We start from the raw sequence: 17,098 nt of genomic DNA, 5'->3' as shown, positions 1-17,098 counted from the left end.
ATGACAATCGATCATGAAATGCTGACGGGCTTTTCCAAATCATTCGGACTGTTCTACCTCATCGCCATGTCCATCGGGGTGCTGGTCTACACCTACTGGCCGTCGAATAAGAAACCCTTTGAAAATGCTGCGAAAGCGGTGGTATCCGACGAAGAGGATAGGCCATGTCTATAGGCGAACGTGACCCATTCACTGGCCATCAAACGACCGGGCATGAATGGAATGGCATCAAGGAACTAAACACGCCAGTTCCGAGACCTGTGTACTTTTTTCTCATTACCATGGGCGTCTTCGCGCTGGGCTGGACCCTTCTGATGCCGAGCTGGCCGTATGGGACCGGGTATTTCAAAGGGCTGCTCGGCGTTGACCAGAAGCAGGAGGTCGCCAAATCCATCGAAGAAGCCACTGCAGAACGCGCGAACTGGATGACCCGGATCGAGAAGGCAGATCTTGCACAGATCCAGTCCGACGGCGACCTAATGCGCACTGTCCGCGAGGACGGGCGCACGCTGTTCGGCGACAACTGTGCGGCCTGCCATGGGGCGAACGCAAGGGGCAACAAGGGTTTCCCCAACATCGCAGAGTCGCCCATGCTGTGGGGCGACGATCCCCAAACGGTGTTGCAGACTGTGACGGCCGGAATCAATGGTGCCGATCCCAACACACGGGTTTCGCAAATGCTTGCCTTTGGCCGCGATGGGATGTTGACGCAGGAACAGGTTTCGCTGCTGGCTGGCTTTGTCACGTCGCTTTCCGACCCCGCCATGGTCACCGACAAAAACAAGGAAGATATTACAAAGGGAAAAGACCTCTTCGTCACCAATTGCGTCGCCTGTCACGGCAAAGACGCCAAAGGCCTGGTCGAGAGCGGTGCTCCCAACCTTACCGACCAATATTGGATTTACGGAGGAAGCCGCGGCGACATCTACCAAACCATCTTTTCCGGTCGCCAGGGCCACATGCCGAGCTGGGGTGCACGTCTCACGCCTGCGCAGATCAAGATCATCACGCTTTATCTTCTCGATTTAAGGAAAAACGGGGCCGAGACGACGGCGGGAGGCGCGTCATGAACATCATCATCGCACGGCCAAAGCGCTGGATATTTCTCGTCGTTGCTTTGGGATTGAGTGTGGTCATCCTGGCGAACATTCATCTGGTTTACGTTGCATTTCAGTCGCGTCCCGACTGCATCGACCACTTGAAGGTCAAAAGCCAGCAGGACGGCACGTACCGCGCAGCGGATTCAGCATGTTGAGTAAAGTCCGCTCCGCCAAGCGACACAGGGAAAGGCTTCCGATGAGAATTCCAGAAACTGTTCCGCCTCTTCCAAAGGCAGTCGACCGCAACAGACATCTTTCACCGAGCGAAGCGTTCACCTGGTTTGCGCAAGGCTGGCACGATCTGTGGACGCTCCCGCTTCCCAGTCTTGTCTATGGCGCGGGCGTAGCCATCATTTCGCTCGCCATCGCAGCGGGGATTCTCTTCTACAGGCTGGACTTTGCGCTCTTTCCGGCGCTAGCGGGCTTCCTGGTGGTCGGCCCAGCGCTCGCCACAGGCCTCTATGTCAAAAGCCGACGCCTGTCCAAGGGGTCGCCCGTCACGCTGGCCTCAATGCTTATTCCTGAGCGCGGCACCAGTCAGCACGTCCTGTTCGTCGGGGCGGTGCTATTGGGACTGATGCTGCTGTGGATGCGCGCCGCCGTGCTTCTGTATGCGCTGTTCTTTGGTTGGAAGCCATTCCCGGGCATGGATCATATCCTCCCCATGCTATTCGGCACGCCGATCGGTGTGGCGATGCTGGTGATCGGCATAGTCATCGGCGGCATTTTCGCCGCGTTCGCCTTTGCCATCAGCGTTTTCTCCATCCCCATGGTGCTGGACAAGAAATTCGACGCGTTTACTGCCATGGGAACGAGTATGTCGATCGTCTGGAACAATTTGCCAGTGATGTTGCTGTGGGGCGCAATTGTGCTGAGTCTTACCGTGATCGCCTTGGTTTCAGGAATGATCGGCTTCGTCATTATTTTCCCATTGCTCGGTCATGCGACCTGGCATGCATACGTAACGATGCGTGACCCGGATTAGCGATATGACCTGCTGTACGCCCACAACCGTAATCGTCTCCGCCGATGCCTTTCGCCAGCCAACCCCGTCGGCCGCAGAATTCAGACTGGCAAGCCGGAGCATTGGCGACGGCATCCTGCAGACGGAAATCTCTGTCCCCTCGATCCACTGCGGCGGCTGCATCAACAAGATCGAGCGGGGACTGGCAAAGCTTGACGGCGTGCAGAACGTGCGGGTCAATCTGTCGAGCAAACGTTTGGCGTTGCGCTGGTTGGACCAGGGGACTCCTCCCGATGCGATCGGCGCGCTTAAGCAGCTTGGCTATGATGGGCATCTCTTTGATCCCACCGAAGCCGCCACGCCTGACGGCGAGCTTCCCAGGATGCTCAGGGCCCTGGCAGTTGCTGCATTTGCCTCCATGAACATCATGTCCTTGTCAGTTTCCGTCTGGGCTGGTGCAGAAGGTTCCACCCGAAACATCCTTCATTGGATTTGTGCCAGCATAGCCCTGCCCGCGCTTATCTATTCCGGACGGCTGTTTTACCAATCGGCCTGGCGCGCGCTCCGGTACGGACAAACCAATATGGACGTGCCGATTTCCATCGGGATTGCCGCGGCCTTCGCACTGAGCCTCTACGACACCTATCATGGCTACGAGCACGCCTATTTCGATGCCGCAACGTCATTGGTGTTCTTCCTGCTGATCGGGCGTACGCTGGATTACGTGATGCGCGAGCGGACACGGACGGCAGTAAAAGGACTTGCACAGCTATCGCCTCGGGGTGCGATGACGATCAATGCTGACGGCGAATATGACTATCTTGCGTTGAAACAGATCAGACCGGGGACGCGTCTGTTGATTACAGCCGGCGAACGCGTTCCTGTCGATTGCGCAGTTGAGCGCGGTATCTCCGACATAGACTTCTCGCTCGTGACGGGCGAAAGCGCCCCACGCCCAGTCGAATCGGGTGCAGCCCTGCAGGCCGGAACATTGAATATCACTGGATCGCTGGTGGTTGTTGCCACAGCTGTTGCCGATGATTCATTTCTCGCCGAAATGATACGGCTGATGGAAGCCGCCGAATCCGGCAAGTCGGTTTATCGGCATATTGCCGACCGTGCTTCCCGTCTCTACGCGCCGGCGGTTCACTTGACGTCGCTCCTCAGCTTCGTGGGCTGGATGATTTTTCAAGGCGATGTGCATCAGGCCGCGACAGTCGCCATTGCTGTTTTGATCATCACCTGCCCTTGCGCCCTCGGTCTTGCGGTGCCGATGGTCCAGGTCATGGCTGCGCGCCGGCTCTTCGAAAGCAGGATCATGGTCAAAGACGGATCGGCTATGGAACGCCTCAATGAGATCGACACCGTCGTCTTCGACAAGACGGGGACGCTCACGCTGGGGCAAATGCAGGTCACGAATATCGACGAGATTGATCCCAGGGCCCTCTCCATGGCTGCGGAGCTTGCTTCCCATTCACGCCATCCGAGCGCACGGGCAATTCACGCTGCCGCACCACACGCAGCGGCCCATTCCGGGTCTCACTTTGACCAAGTACAGGAATTTCCCGGCCTCGGACTGGAAGGCATTTCTCAAGGCAAGGTCTATCGGCTCGGGCGTGCGGCGTTCGCCCGTAAGGACGATGGGGTGCAAATTCCGGCCGAAACGGTATTTTCTTGCGATGGGCGAAAGCTCGCGTCGTTCGTTTTGTCCGACAGGCTCCGGCCAGGTGCGCATTCCCTCGTCGAGAAATTGCGTCAGGCCGGAATTGTTATGGAGATAATATCCGGCGACAGCGAACCCGCGGTGCGTGAAATTGCTGATCAGCTCGGCATTCCGAATTACACGGCAGGCATCCTGCCGGGCGGGAAACTTGAACGCATAAGAATGCTGACAAAGCAGGGCCGCAAGGTCCTGATGGTCGGTGACGGCTTAAATGATGCGCCCGCTCTCATGGCAGCGCATGTATCCATGGCCCCGGCAACCGCCGCCGACGTTGGTCGCAACAATGCCGACTTTGTTTTTCTTCAAGACAGCCTCGAAACCGTGTTTCTTGCCTATCGGATCGCACGGGATGCAGGCAAATTGATCCGGCAGAACTTCGTCATCGCCATCGGCTACAACGTCGTGGCGCTGCCTGTCGCAATTCTCGGTCACGCAACTCCCTTTGTCGCGGCGATTGCCATGTCCCTGTCGTCCATAGTGGTTGTGGTCAACGCCCTCAGGCTCAAAGGTGAGCCGATGCAGGGAAAGACAAAGCCGTTGGGCTTCAAGTTGCCGTTGGAGGGAGTGGCAAAATGAGCGATTTCTTTTACTTGATTCCTATATCGCTTGCACTCGGTCTGGCAGGGCTGGTTCTGTTTCTTTGGTCCCTGAAGAACGGACAGTACGAAGACTTGGACGGCGCATCCGAGCGCATTTTATATGACGACGATATGCCTTCCCAATAGCGACCAGAGATCGCCGTAAGTACATGTGGCAATCTGCCTGTGGGCCCAGTAGCAGTCCAAATCCGGCGGTCAAGCTTGATATGACTTGAGTGGCAAGGATAGCCGGGCAGTGGCGAAACCAATCCGTCAATATGTCCTATGAGTGGGAACCCAGTTCGAATTTGATCCAACGCAATGTGATGAATTTCACCATCGCTAATGTGATCGCAATACACTGGCGCTCGTAGGAGAATATAAAATGAGCAGATTCCGCTGGCAAGATTGCTGCGTAGCCATCCTTGGTTTGTGGCTGGTTATCTCCCCTTTCGTCCTTGGTTACGACTTGCCCTCCCCCGGCAAAATTTCCTGGATCTCCTGGAATTTCATATCAAGTGGTACCGCCGTCTTCGCGGTCAGCGTCCTCACGGTGATCAATGATCGCTTGTGGCAAAAGTGGGCTCAGGTCATTATCGGAATCTGGCTCGCAGCGTCTCCGTGGCTTCTTGCATTCGCAGGAATATTCTCCGCCCGAGTTAACGCTTGGACAGCCGGCATCGCCATTGCCGCGCTGGCTCTTTCGGTGATTTCCGATGAACACGAACCGTTTGTTAGAACGCGAAGGCGGGCTCGATATCGGCGGTAACTCAGTTCTGCCAAGAAAGCCGCTTCTTCGGCAAAGCCTTTGCAGCACCTGACTGAAACAAAAGCCGGGAAGTCACAGACAGGTCCGCGCACACGAAGTATTCTGGAGAAACGGTCGCCGCCCAACTGACAGGTAATGTTTGTGATTGAAACCTTTGAATTTTTATTGCTGTGTGTTGGTAGAAAATTTTGAACACGAACTCCATCTGGAACCGCGACACAGCCATGCCCGCACGTGACATACCCGGCGTTCGGGGACGGTTCCTCCAAGCCGTCCTCTCCTCCCGTTTTGAGGGGGTGAAAGGTTATATCCTGGCGGCTGCAGCAGTCTTGGCCGCTTTGCTGTTCCGATTGGCAATGCAGGATCTTCTTCAGGATCGCGCTATTTTTATTCTGTTCATTCCTTCAATTCTCATAGCGTCTATCGCCGGAGGAATTGGACCAGGGTTGGCAGCCGTCTGTTTCTCCTTGATCTCGTCGCTGTACTTGGGCGGAGTGCAGTTTAGTCATTCGCAAAACGTGATGGAATTTGGCATTCTGATTGTCATCGGCCTGGTGATCGCCTGGATGGGAGGACTGCTTCATCACGCGCGGCGGGTCACCGACAAGACGGTAAGCGACCTTGACGCTCGGGAAGCGCATCTCCGGTCGATCCTGGATACAGTGCTCGATGCGACGGTCGTCATTGAAAAGGATGGAACAATCAGGTCATTCAACGCGGCAGCCGTTCGGCAGTTCGGCTACACCGAGGCCGAGGTTGTCGGCCGGAATGTCCGGATCTTGATGCCAGAGCCGTACCAGCAGGAGCACGACGGTTACATAAGCAGGTATTTGAAAACCGGCGAAAAACGCATCATAGGCATCGATCGCGTCGTCGTCGGCAAACGCAAGGATGGTTCGACCTTTCCGATGAAACTTGCAGTCGGAGAGATAAAGACCAGAGACAAGGTCTTCTTCACCGGATTTATTCGGGACCTAACGGAGCGCGAAGAATCCGCAGCGCGGCTGCAGGAAATCCAGGGCGAGCTGGCGCGGCTGGCGCGACTTAACGAGCTGGGGGAAATGGCTTCGACGCTGGCCCATGAACTCAACCAGCCGCTATCTGCCATAGCCAACTATGCCCAGGGGTGCACACGACTGTTGCGCGACATGGACGATGCCCTCGCATCGAAAATGCGCGAGGCATTGGAAGAGACCTCGAGGCAAGCCTTACATGCGGGCCAAATTATCAGGCATCTAAGGGAATTCGTGACACGCGGCGAAACTGACAAGGCCCAGGAAGACATCCGCAAGCTGGTCGAGGAAGCTGGCGCTCTGGCGCTCGTGGGGTCGCGCGAACGCGGTGTGAGGTCCGTGTTCGAGTTTGGCCCCGACGCCAAGTTTGTCATGGTTGACGGCGTGCAAATCCAACAGGTCTTGATCAACCTGATGCGCAATGCCATGGAAGCGATGCGAGACACTGAAAAACGTGAACTGCTTGTGCAAACGAGTTTGGACGAGAATAGGTGGGTCGTGGTCGACGTTGCCGATACTGGAGCCGGCATTCCCGATGAGATCGCCGCGCAATTATTCAAGCCCTTCATGACCACCAAACCTGGCGGCATGGGGGTCGGGTTGTCGATTTCCAAGCGGATTGTCGAGTCACATGGCGGTGGCATAACGGTAAAGAAGAACGAGAGCGGGGGTACCACATTCCGCTTCACGCTTCCGGCAATTGAGGATAAGCACCCAAATGGCGATTGACGACTACACTGTCCACATTGTGGACGATGAAGAGGCGGTCAGAAAGTCTCTCGCGTTCTTGCTGACCATGTCCGGCTTCACCGTTCGCGTGCACGAGTCGGCGACAGGATTTCTTGCCACCGCACCGACAATCCGCAATGGCTGCCTGGTGACAGATTTGCGAATGCCAGACATGAGTGGCGTGGAATTGTTGCGCAACTTGAAAACGGCCGACCTTCGTATTCCCTCTATCGTTATAACGGGGCATGGAGACGTGCCGATGGCCGTAGAAGCCATGAAGGCCGGGGCTTTGGACTTCATAGAAAAGCCATTTGAAGACGAAGTTTTGATTGAAGCGATAAAGCGGGCGGCGGCACAATTAACGGACACTGCCGATGAATTGGAAGACGCTTCGGCCATCCAGGCGCGGTTGGAGGAGTTGACCGAACGCGAAAGGCAAGTCCTTTCAGGCGTGGTGGCAGGTCTTGCCAACAAAACCATCGCCTATGATCTGAATATCAGTCCACGTACGGTTGAGGTCCATCGTGCCAACGTAATGGCAAAAATGAACGCAAGGAGCTTACCGGAACTTGTGCGAATGGCGCTCAATGCGAAGCTCGACATCGGCTGACTATTCAATGCGGTCCATCCGCTGATTTGACCTAGCGCAATGCGCACTCTTGAAAACACAATCAAGCTATCTAGGCTATTTTGCCGCCCACCGATCGTTCGGTCACGCTTAGAGGAAATGCTGATTGTCCAATTCATTCCAAGTCGTTGTTGTTGTCCCCGACTATGGGTTGCGACGGTCGCTTGAGTTTGCGCTCGAGGTTGAAAGCTTTGCGGTTGTCTCGTTCGACGGCGTGAACGCTGCCCTTGCATCGCCGAGTACCGCCGCGGCGAGTTGCGTCGTCTTAGACGAAGAAGCACTTTTTAACGACCCACTAGCGATGACCGTGGTGCGAGGATTCCACAAGCCCGTCTTACTGCTGGTGGACCACTCTCGAGGCATACCCGATGCGCTCGGCGTCAAGGTGCTTCGAAAGCCCCTCTTGGGCAACGCGTTAATAAGGGCGATCCGATTGATCGGCTAGCAAAGGGCCAAGCTCCATCTACGTAGGAACACGTAGGTACATAAACGAATTTCGGAGCATGATGATATCAGCCAGTGTTGTCCCACCAAATCGAATGGGAGATCGTCATGCTGGCCTACACCACTATCCAAATGTCACCGCGACTCGGATCAGATGGGATCGATCAACCCGTTCCGGCGCCGTTCGGTCAAGCTCATCCGCAACAGATTTCGTTCTTTGCTCCGGGCTCCGAGATTTACGCCCAAGGCGAAAAGGCGCGCAACATCTACCAGGTGGAGTTTGGTGCTGTCCGTGTCTATCGGTTACTCGCCGACGGTCGGAGGCAGATCAGCGCATTTTATCTGTCCGGCGAAGTCTTCGGTCTCGAAGCCGATGCAAACCACCATTTCTTTGCAGAAGCGATAACCGGCACAAGCCTCCGGTTATTTCCGCGCTCGAAGTTCGGCGACATCTCCCAGGAACTGTTCGCATTGACATTGCGCAGTCTTACGCGTGCACAGGAGCATTTGCTCGTGCTCGGCCGTCAGACGGCGGCCGAGCGTGTGGCTGCTTTCCTCCTCGACCTGGCGGAACGTCAGGGTGGATTGGAACAGGTGGAGCTTCCCATGTCACGCATGGACATAGGCGACTATCTTGGTCTAACCATCGAAACTGTGTCCCGGGTATTTTCAAAGTTGAAAGACAAGGGAATCATCGCCCTTCCAACGTTGCGAAGCGCCGAGATCAAAAAGTGGAACGCGCTGCAGGCAATGAGCGAGTAGCGCATCCTTAGAGCTCGCGGCCAAATCATGAGAAATTATCTGCGAGGGCTGACGGGACGGGTAAGAAGCGACCCTGCCGACCGCCACTTGGCCTACATTTTGACTTTTGTCGCGGGTGCGGCGAATGCCGGAGGTTTTCTGGCAGTACAACAGTACACCTCACACATGTCGGGCATCGTGTCGTCGATGGCCGATAGCTTTGCGTTGGGTGATGTCAAATTTGCACTCTCCGGATTGGCCGCGTTTGCCTCGTTCGTCGCAGGCGCGGCCGTTTCGGCTATCCTCGTCAATTGGTGCCGGCGACAATCACTGCAAAGCGAATACGCTTTTCCGATCATGATCGAGGCCTTTCTGCTGCTTTGCTTTGGCCTGATGGGCAGCAACCTTTCCCGGCGTGAATGGCTGTTTGTTCCCGCGACCGTCATGCTCCTATGCTTCATCATGGGCCTGCAAAACGCCGTGATCACCAAACTTTCCAACGCTCGAATTCGGACGACCCACGTTACGGGCATGACGACAGATATGGGAATTGAATTGGGGAAGCTTTTCTATTGGAATATAGCGCGCGACGACACTGCCGGACCCATGGTCCGCGCAGACCGCGCGAAACTGAAGGTCCACGCATCGCTGGTATTCCTGTTCTTTGCCGGGGGCATCGTTGGCGCAGTGGGGTTCAGATTTGCCGGCTTTGGCGCAACAATATTTCTAGCCCTTGTCCTCCTGGTCGCTGCGGCTGTGCCATTCTGCGACGATGTGAAAACAACGCTGAGTAAAACTATGGCGCGGTGAATGTCGTGTCCATCTCGGTTTGACCCGGATCAATGCGCTTCAGGGTTACTGGATAGAAAGTCTCACCAATTCAGGGCTCGATTTTTCTCCCAACCCAGATGGAAGCTAACGCAATGCTATATCCCAGACTGTACTTCCATGGAGCGGCACACGGAGTGACAGGCTCCTGTTTTGAAATTGAAACAGAAGAAACGCGTATCCTGGTCGACTGCGGGATGTTTCAAGGTTCGAAATCGGAGCGCGCGCTCAACTATGAGCCATTCCCTTTTGAACCCACGTCAATAGACGCCGTCATTGTTACACATGCTCACATAGACCACAGTGGCCTGTTGCCGAAGCTCGTCAAGCAGGGCTTCATAGGACATATTTTCGCAACGGTGGCGACGGTCGATCTATGTTCAGTGATGTTGCCGGATTCTGCGCATATTCAGGAAATGGAAGTCGAGCAGTTGAACCGTCGCAATGTACGGCGCGGCAGGGAAATGGTTGCTCCGATCTACACGCAGGAAGATGCGGCAGCCTGCATGCTATTGTTTCGACCGGAACAATATCTGCTATGGTTTCCGGTTGCCGATGGCATTAAAGCTCGCTTCTGGAACGCCGGCCATCTTTTGGGATCCGCTTCCGTCGAGATCGAAATCGAACGAGGCGAAAGCAGTGCACTCCGTCTTCTTTTTTCCGGAGACATCGGGCCGCACCATAAGCTCCTGCAGTTCGAACCAGAGGGGCCCGTCGACCTGGATTACCTTATATGCGAATCCACCTATGGCGACCGGGACCGCGGTGATGTTTCAGAGAAGCAACGCCGACAAAGTTTGCACGACGAGGTGCTGCGTGCAGCCGAGGCTGGGGGGCCGCTCATCATCCCCTCCTTCGCGGTGGAACGCACCCAGGAATTGCTTGTGGACTTGTCCTTGTTAATGAAAGACGGAAGCGTCCCGACGACGTCGATTTTCGTCGACTCGCCCCTGGCGACACGGGCGTCCGAAATTTTTGAGCGCCATGCGGCGGAGATCGAGAACGGCGAAGTTCTCCTGCAGGCCCTTTCTGCTGCCAATGTTCATTTCACGGAGACAGTGGAACAGAGCAAGGCAATCAATAAGATAAGCGGCAATTTCATCGTCATAGCGGCAAGTGGCATGTGTGATGCGGGGCGCATCCGCCATCACCTCAAGGCCAACGTGTGGCGTAGGGAAGCTACGTTGCTGCTTGTCGGCTTCCAGGCCCAGGGCACGTTGGGACGGATACTGCTTGACGGAGCCAATCGTGTAAGAATTCAAGGCGAGGAGATAGAGGTCAAGGCACAAATTCGTCAGCTCGATCTCTATTCGGGCCATGCGGACGCGCGGGAACTCCAAAGCTGGGTGCACAAACGCTTTCCAATAAGGCATGAGATTTTTCTCACGCATGGTGAAGAAAGTGGGCTCAACGCATTGAAAAAACGTCTCTCTACGCTCTCGCCCACGACGGGGATCATAGATCCCATTCTGGACGAAGCATTTGAATTGACAAAGGACGGAGCCCGTCGTGTCGAAACGGGCCGCCTACGCCGTTTGATGCCGACGGACGTAGCGCATCTCGACTGGCACAACGAACTTTCGCGCTTGTTGCTGGACATCAATCAAGCTGTCGGCAACCAGGCGGACGAGCAAGGAAGGGCCACCGTAATTCGTCGCCTTAGGCGTGCGCTGGACCCTGTTCCCGAAGGTGAAAGAGTGTAGCTGGAGGCCGTGCTGGCCGCTTAACCTCCATAATTAGGTGACGGTGAGCAAGTTCTCGACCGCTTTGACGCCGGGTGCCGACCATGCCGCCCGCTCTGCAACGCTGCGTTCCGCCCAAACCTTAACATGCCCTTCGAGAACTACCTTGCCAGAGTCGTCGACCGTCACACGAATGCCTGACGGTTCGACCTGCGCGCTTCTCTTCAACGCGTCCTCGATCCGTCTCCTGACATCAAACGACGAAACGTGGGGTTTGACCTCGATATTATTGGCGACGTCGAACACACCCGCCAGCGCTCGCACGGCTTCTGTGGCGGCAATTTTCTGATAGTTCCAATCAACGATGCCTGAGAGCACCACCCACCCATTGTCAACTTGCACTTGGACAGTTCCGTCGGGAATGGCGGTGCTCCAACTTAGGATATTCAGTGCGCGCTTCGCGATCTCATCGTCTGCTGTGCGATGGCTGCCGACAGGACGCACTTCCATATCCTGCGCGATCCCGCGAACTCCCTTGACGCGGCAGACAACGTCGGCGGCGGTGTTCTTTTCGATGTAGGTGGGAACATGCCCCGTCAAAGTGACGACTCCACTTTCGACTGAGACGCCGATGTTTGCAGCCTTGAGGCTTGGTTCGAATTCAAGTTCGTCAAGGATGTTCTGTCGCAAAACCATGTCGTTCATCGTCGTGATCCTTTGAGCAAACGGCCAATGCCGAGGTTACTATTCTCACCTCGCGTAACAACAGAGGCATTGATCAAGGTCAAAGCGTAACTGCAGCGTTACCACTAATGGTCCTGGTTATCCGAGATCGGCTATTTGGGAAAGTTGGCGGATGGAAATCATTCTCTCGACAGCTAACGGACAGCTTGTTCGAACTAAGAACGGATCACCGCTCCACTCCCGGACGCGGCGACAAAGGAAATAACTATGAAACTTCAGACTGTCGCAGCACTCTCAATCCTTCTGTTATCCCCCGCCGTTGCCTTGGCAAGCCCTGCATGCACCAAGGAGCCAAAGGCCAAGTGGATGTCCGAGACGGCCATGCAGAAAAAGATCGCCGATCTCGGCTACAAGGTGAAGACCTTCGAAACGACGGGAAGCTGCTATGAGATTTATGGTTGGAATAAGAACGGCAAGAAAGCCGAGGTCTATTTCAATCCGATGACTGGCGACATTGTTAAATCCGAAATCGACGGATAACGCATCATGGACCACTTCTCGGTTGACGTGGAGGGGGCTCGCCCCTCCTCAGGAGCAACGCTCAAGGTATGGGATCCTATTGTTCGGCTCTTCCACTGGATTGTTGTGTGTGGTGTTATCCTCAATCTTTGGATTCTTGAGGAGGGGAAGTATTGGCATCGGGTGACGGGATATGTCATTGCGGCGGTATTGACCGTCCGTCTCGTTTGGGGCGTTGTTGGAACACGCTACGCGCGTTTCTCGGAGTTTTTCCCGACTCCAAACAAGATTGTCGGGCATCTGGGTGAATTAAAGCAGGGCCGGGCCAACCGTCACATCGGCCATTCCCCGCTGGGAGCAGTCATGATGCTTGCGCTCATGGGGTTGCTTGCCTTTAGCTGTTTGACTGGCTGGCTGATGGAAACGGACGTTTTTTGGGGAAACAAGCTGATCAAATCCCTACATGCGCTCTTGGGCAACATGATCATGGTTTTGGCGTTGTTGCACGCAGCATCCGCAATCGTTGAAAGCTGGCGGCTCAGGGAAAATCTGGTTTGGTCGATGGTCACGGGCAAAAAGCGACGGTGAGGCACTATGCGGGTCCTGCTGATAGAAGATAGCCTGCGCCTGCGCCAGCTGATCAGCGAGACTCTGCGGGATGTGCATTGGCAGGTGGATGCATTTGCAACGGGCGAGGACGCGCGCCATGCCATGTCGGGAGCCGACTATGATATTGTACTGCTCGATCTCGGATTGCCCGATGAAGACGGTATCGAAACGCTCGGATCCTTGCGTAAGCTGGGACACCAAATTCCTGTTTTGATACTGACAGCGAGAAGTACGATCGATGAGCGGATCGTCGGTCTCGACGCAGGTGCCGACGATTACCTCGTCAAACCTTTCAACAATGGTGAACTTCTGGCCCGGATGAGAGCCCTGCTGCGTCGCCCTCCCCGGTCGGTGATGCCGGAGCTCGCATTCGGAAGGCTCACACTCAACCTCGCAACGTCATTGGTCAATTGCGGCAACGAACCAATATCCCTTGCCCCGCGGGAATGCGCAGTGCTCGAACATCTGATGCGCAATGCGGGCCGTGTCCTTCCCAAAAGAAAACTGGAAAGCGCGTTTTCTGAATTCGGCGACGAGCGGACGTCGAACGCAGTGGAACTGGCGATATCCAGGCTGAGGAAGAAACTGGAATACGTCGACACAGGTCTTGTCGTCGAAACAATCAGAGGCGTGGGATATATGTTGCGTGAAAGCAATCCTTGATGCGGCGGTCCCAACCTCTCGGGCAGATTGTGGCCCGACGTATCGTACTTTTTGCTATTCTGGCAATGCTCGCGCAGTTGCTGATCGTCCTTGCCGATTACTATTGGAACGATGAGGAACTTGGCAGGTTGCTGCTCGAACAAGAGGTATCTGAACTTGCCAAAGGTATTGAAACGTTTGGTGCGTCCCCGACGTTTGAACTTCCGCCAGAACTGTCTGATCGATATGGTAGTCAGACAACGGGATATTTTGCCCAAATTCGCGACGGCTCAGGACGGATCTTGTTTTCAAACTGCACGGATCAATGTACTCAACATTTTCTTCCAGTCGATTTGAAGACCCCAGATTTTTGGCTTCGAATTATCGAACCCGGCAAACCACTCACGCTTGCCGGCGGCGAAACAGTGGAAATCGCGCACCAACCTTTCATTTTGGAAATCGCAACCCTCGGCGATCCCGACAAACGGGTAAATGCGGTCCTGTGGAACGAAGTGACAGATCATATGATTGTGCCAATGGGTATCCTCGTCGTCTTTGTCCTTGGCGCGTCACTGTTGTCGATAACCACGGCGCTGCGTCCAGTGCGGCGGGCTGCAAAAGAAGCGGCAGCCATCGACGCCGCCGACCCTCAATCACGACTTGACACCGTGGGGATGCCCCTTGAGGTGGCGCAACTTGCCGGGGCGATTAACGAAGCATTTGCCCGCGTCCGCCATCTCATGCAAGGCCAAAAGCTGCTCACATCCGCCATAGCACATGAAGTTCGAACCCCCTTGGCGATCATCAAGCTGGAACTTGAGCGAATAGTTCATCCGCGCGCCCGAAAGGCCGAAAAAGACCTCGACGACCTGGTGCAGTTTGTGCAGCAGTTGTCGGCATTGGGAAATCTGGACGGAGTAGACCGAAAGCAATTTCAGTCGACAAACATCAACGAGCTTGCAGAGGAGCTAATCGAAAGTCTTGCGCCTTGGGTATATCAGACGCGTCATTCAATTGCTTTCGAGCAAAGCGGTCAATTGGTCGTACCTGCCATCGGAAGCTTGATACGGGACGCACTGCGGAATTTGATTGAGAATGCCGTCAAACATACCGAGGCGGGCACTTTGATTACAGTCCGAGTCGGCGAAAACGGCACCGTCGGCGTTCATGACAATGCTGGTCCCCCACGGTGGCCTGAGACACCCGTCAAGCGCGATGATGCAAACATGCGTGGCATTGGACTGGAAATCATCGATCGAATTGCAACGATACATGGATCCGCATTCCGGTTCGAAAAGACGCGCAACGGCAGCAACGCAGTCATCTCCTTTCCAATACCCGGCCGAAGTTCAGCCAACTGAGTATCGCAGCGATCATCAGTCGATCCGCCAATCAGTTTTTATCGACGCTTTGACTCCGATCAAACCCGGTCGCTTCGCAGGCTGCTATGTCTTCCTTCCTGCATAGAAATCGAGGAGATGATGATGCTCGTTCAAGATGTGATGTCCGCGCCCGTAGTAAGTGTCGGTCCATCGACATCGATCCGCGATGCGGCCCGGTTGATGCTGGTGCGTCGAATAAGCGGGCTACCTGTCGTGAAAACCGACGGATCGATTGTCGGAATTTTGAGCGAGGGTGATTTTCTGCGCCGAAAGGAACTCGGAACCGAACTCAAACGGCCCCGTTGGCTAGAATTCCTCGTCGGCCCTGGAAAGGCTGCAGACGAATACGTTCACACACATGGACGCAAGGTCGAAGAAATCATGTCAGAGAGCGTCGTTACAGCAGAGCCAACGACACCTCTCGAAAGCGTCATTGAAACGATGACCAAACGCAATATCAAGCGGCTCCCTGTTGTCGTTGAAGGCAAGGTGGTGGGTATCGTGACCCGGTCAGACATTCTGCAGGCGCTGGCAAATTTACTTCCCTCGCCGAACCACAAGCCGGTAACGGACGCCGCAATCGAGCAAGCCGTGGCGGCGGAGCTTGCAGCCCAAACGTGGAGCCGGAATGGTTTTATAAAAGTCCGCGTTACGGGTGGCGTCGCCGAGTTGAGCGGCTGTATTTTTGATGAACGCGAAAGACTTGCATCTCGCGTTGCAGCTGAGAATGTGCCGGGGGTGAAATCCGTGTCCGATCAAATGACGTGGGTCGAGCCAATTTCCGGAATGATGATGTCACCACCTGAAAATCGACACTAGAGGCGAATTTCCGGATAATACCCCATGGTAGTGAACAGCGGACAGCGTTCTAGGCAGCGTGAGGCTGCTGCTTTAACCAAACTCACTTCATAGCCGCCGTCATCGAAGCTGCACCTTCCCAAGCGCAAACACCAGCCTGACCAGGTAGTCGGGAGACCTCATACGGAGCTAGTCGAGCACCCGGATGAGATCTAGCTGGATGATTCGTCGAACCACCTGATCCCCTGCCTCCTTGGTGATGTATATGCCTAGTGATGTCAGCGGATCATTACACCCGATGTCAGCAACGCTTTCAAATTAAAGGATGCTGGCGCGGCGGATGACCCAGGTCAAAACACTCCCCGGCATTGTCCTTTAATCAGAGGTGTGAAGGGTGTGCACATATTTCGCTGGGCAGTATGGTTTTCTTGGAGCTTCACTATTCGAAAGATACACAACGGTAACTCGCCCGCCCGCAGACGTTTGCCCACTTGGGCGAAATTCCTCGCTAATCTGCGAGGAACAGAATAGCGGCAGTTAACGCGAGCGCACCGACGCAAGCGAGTGCATAACCTCCTCATCGGTCAGTTGCGAAAAATCATGGTAATGGAAGCCAATTGCATCCAGCGCTGCAGGCTCTTCGAGACAAACCACTTCATCAACCTCGTGTCTCAGCGCTTCCATCGTTTCAGTTGCCCCGACCGGAACGGCGAGAATAACCTTTCGAGGCTTCCGCTGCTGCAACCCCCGAATTGCAACGCGAGCGGATGCTCCAGTTGCAATGCCATCATCAACGAGGACCACTGTGCGGCCGGTGACGTTGATCGGGACCGCGCCTCCACAATAAAGAGCACGGCGGCGGTCGATTTCCTTGAGTTCTTCAGCGCATTCGCTTTGAAAAAGCTCTTCTGAAACTCCGCTGCGTTGGAATACGTCGTCATTGCGCACTATTATCGGATGAGATCCGTCCATGACCGCACCCATGGCAAGTTCTGGCTGATACGGAACGCCGACCTTGCGTACAATAATCAGATCAAGTGGTGCGCCAAGTTCGTTTGCGATCTCGGCTGCGACCGCTACACCGCCTCGCGGCAGGGCAAGCACCACGACATCCTGATTGCGATACTGCTTTAGGGCGTTGGCCAACTGCCTGCCGGCATCGGCTCGGTCGTCAAACATGGCATGTACTCCAAATGATCGGCTGCAGATGAGTTGTAGAAGAACACTACATCTGGATGCAGTCTTTGATTCAGCGCAATGCCAGG

Annotated in this window: 19 protein-coding genes and 1 pseudogene; 18 read left to right on the top strand and 2 right to left on the bottom strand. The window is 55.1% G+C overall.

Annotation, left to right across the window (positions count from 1 at the left end; translation table 11 throughout):
* The 13 genes and pseudogenes from FHS21_RS15590 to FHS21_RS15530 all read left to right on the top strand — a co-directional run bounded on the left by FHS21_RS15590 (nucleotide 1) and on the right by FHS21_RS15530 (nucleotide 11,220).
* Nucleotides 1-174, top strand: coding sequence for a cbb3-type cytochrome c oxidase subunit 3 (locus tag FHS21_RS15590; protein WP_112531981.1), 174 nt, complete (start codon nucleotides 1-3; stop codon nucleotides 172-174).
* Complete coding sequence (gene ccoP / locus FHS21_RS15585; protein WP_183662663.1) at nucleotides 165-1,070, top strand: cytochrome-c oxidase, cbb3-type subunit III; 906 nt, start codon at nucleotides 165-167, stop codon at nucleotides 1,068-1,070. The genes FHS21_RS15590 and ccoP overlap by 10 nt, the downstream gene beginning before the upstream one ends.
* Nucleotides 1,067-1,255 carry a hypothetical protein gene (locus tag FHS21_RS15580; protein WP_183662662.1) on the top strand — a complete coding sequence of 63 codons (189 nt, stop codon included), beginning with the start codon at nucleotides 1,067-1,069 and terminating at the stop codon, nucleotides 1,253-1,255. Before ccoP ends, FHS21_RS15580 begins: the two co-directional genes overlap by 4 nt.
* A 41-nt stretch (nucleotides 1,256-1,296) precedes the next feature.
* The gene (locus FHS21_RS15575) at nucleotides 1,297-2,085 is read left to right on the top strand and encodes a DUF2189 domain-containing protein (RefSeq protein WP_183662659.1); all 789 of its coding nucleotides are present in this window, start codon (nucleotides 1,297-1,299) and stop codon (nucleotides 2,083-2,085) included.
* 4 nt (nucleotides 2,086-2,089) lie between these two features.
* A complete protein-coding gene (locus FHS21_RS15570; RefSeq protein WP_183662657.1) occupies nucleotides 2,090-4,363 on the top strand; it encodes a cation-translocating P-type ATPase in 2,274 nt (757 codons plus the stop codon).
* Nucleotides 4,360-4,512, top strand: a complete 153-nt coding sequence (gene ccoS, locus FHS21_RS15565; RefSeq protein WP_112531976.1) for a cbb3-type cytochrome oxidase assembly protein CcoS — start codon at nucleotides 4,360-4,362, stop codon at nucleotides 4,510-4,512. The genes FHS21_RS15570 and ccoS overlap by 4 nt, the downstream gene beginning before the upstream one ends.
* Before the next feature lie 238 nt (nucleotides 4,513-4,750).
* Nucleotides 4,751-5,134, top strand: coding sequence for an SPW repeat protein (locus tag FHS21_RS15560; RefSeq protein ID WP_183662655.1), 384 nt, complete (start codon nucleotides 4,751-4,753; stop codon nucleotides 5,132-5,134).
* Between the two features lie 224 nt (nucleotides 5,135-5,358).
* Complete coding sequence (locus FHS21_RS15555) at nucleotides 5,359-6,876, top strand: PAS domain-containing sensor histidine kinase (RefSeq protein WP_183662765.1); 1,518 nt, start codon at nucleotides 5,359-5,361, stop codon at nucleotides 6,874-6,876.
* Nucleotides 6,872-7,486, top strand: coding sequence for a response regulator FixJ (gene fixJ, locus FHS21_RS15550; RefSeq protein ID WP_183662768.1), 615 nt, complete (start codon nucleotides 6,872-6,874; stop codon nucleotides 7,484-7,486). The genes FHS21_RS15555 and fixJ overlap by 5 nt, the downstream gene beginning before the upstream one ends.
* A 124-nt stretch (nucleotides 7,487-7,610) precedes the next feature.
* A complete protein-coding gene (locus FHS21_RS15545; RefSeq protein ID WP_183662653.1) occupies nucleotides 7,611-7,949 on the top strand; it encodes a response regulator in 339 nt (112 codons plus the stop codon).
* 107 nt (nucleotides 7,950-8,056) lie between these two features.
* On the top strand, nucleotides 8,057-8,710 hold the full coding sequence (locus FHS21_RS15540) for a helix-turn-helix domain-containing protein (RefSeq protein WP_183662651.1): 654 nt from the start codon (nucleotides 8,057-8,059) through the stop codon (nucleotides 8,708-8,710).
* 24 nt (nucleotides 8,711-8,734) lie between these two features.
* Nucleotides 8,735-9,469: pseudogene (locus FHS21_RS15535) on the top strand (YoaK family protein); the annotation flags it as partial.
* A gap of 128 nt (nucleotides 9,470-9,597) precedes the next feature.
* Nucleotides 9,598-11,220 carry an MBL fold metallo-hydrolase RNA specificity domain-containing protein gene (locus FHS21_RS15530; protein ID WP_183662649.1) on the top strand — a complete coding sequence of 541 codons (1,623 nt, stop codon included), beginning with the start codon at nucleotides 9,598-9,600 and terminating at the stop codon, nucleotides 11,218-11,220.
* 33 nt (nucleotides 11,221-11,253) lie between these two features.
* On the opposite strand, the gene FHS21_RS15525 is transcribed toward FHS21_RS15530, so the two are convergent.
* Complete coding sequence (locus tag FHS21_RS15525; protein ID WP_183662647.1) at nucleotides 11,254-11,904, bottom strand: BON domain-containing protein; 651 nt, start codon at nucleotides 11,902-11,904, stop codon at nucleotides 11,254-11,256.
* Nucleotides 11,905-12,150: 246 nt separating this feature from the next.
* Here FHS21_RS15525 and FHS21_RS15520 point away from each other — a divergent pair, with 246 nt between their 5' ends.
* From FHS21_RS15520 to FHS21_RS15500, 5 genes are all read left to right on the top strand, one after another.
* A complete protein-coding gene (locus tag FHS21_RS15520) occupies nucleotides 12,151-12,423 on the top strand; it encodes a PepSY domain-containing protein (protein ID WP_183662645.1) in 273 nt (90 codons plus the stop codon).
* A 6-nt stretch (nucleotides 12,424-12,429) separates the two neighbouring features.
* Nucleotides 12,430-12,990, top strand: coding sequence for a cytochrome b/b6 domain-containing protein (locus FHS21_RS15515; RefSeq protein ID WP_183662643.1), 561 nt, complete (start codon nucleotides 12,430-12,432; stop codon nucleotides 12,988-12,990).
* Between the two features lie 6 nt (nucleotides 12,991-12,996).
* Nucleotides 12,997-13,674, top strand: coding sequence for a response regulator transcription factor (locus FHS21_RS15510; protein ID WP_183662641.1), 678 nt, complete (start codon nucleotides 12,997-12,999; stop codon nucleotides 13,672-13,674).
* The gene (locus tag FHS21_RS15505) at nucleotides 13,674-15,014 is read left to right on the top strand and encodes a sensor histidine kinase (protein ID WP_183662638.1); all 1,341 of its coding nucleotides are present in this window, start codon (nucleotides 13,674-13,676) and stop codon (nucleotides 15,012-15,014) included. Before FHS21_RS15510 ends, FHS21_RS15505 begins: the two co-directional genes overlap by 1 nt.
* Nucleotides 15,015-15,137: 123 nt before the next feature.
* Nucleotides 15,138-15,854: a CBS domain-containing protein gene (locus FHS21_RS15500; RefSeq protein WP_183662637.1), complete on the top strand. Its 717-nt coding sequence runs from the start codon at nucleotides 15,138-15,140 to the stop codon at nucleotides 15,852-15,854.
* A 516-nt stretch (nucleotides 15,855-16,370) separates the two neighbouring features.
* On the opposite strand, the gene FHS21_RS15495 is transcribed toward FHS21_RS15500, so the two are convergent.
* Complete coding sequence (locus FHS21_RS15495; RefSeq protein ID WP_183662635.1) at nucleotides 16,371-17,012, bottom strand: phosphoribosyltransferase; 642 nt, start codon at nucleotides 17,010-17,012, stop codon at nucleotides 16,371-16,373.
* Between the last annotated feature and the right edge of the window lie 86 nt (nucleotides 17,013-17,098).

Origin of the sequence: Phyllobacterium trifolii (assembly GCF_014192095.1) — a bacterium.
Lineage (GTDB): Bacteria > Pseudomonadota > Alphaproteobacteria > Rhizobiales > Rhizobiaceae > Phyllobacterium > Phyllobacterium trifolii.
Note: the sequence above shows the minus strand (reverse complement) of the source record. Positions and strands in the feature narration are given on the sequence as shown.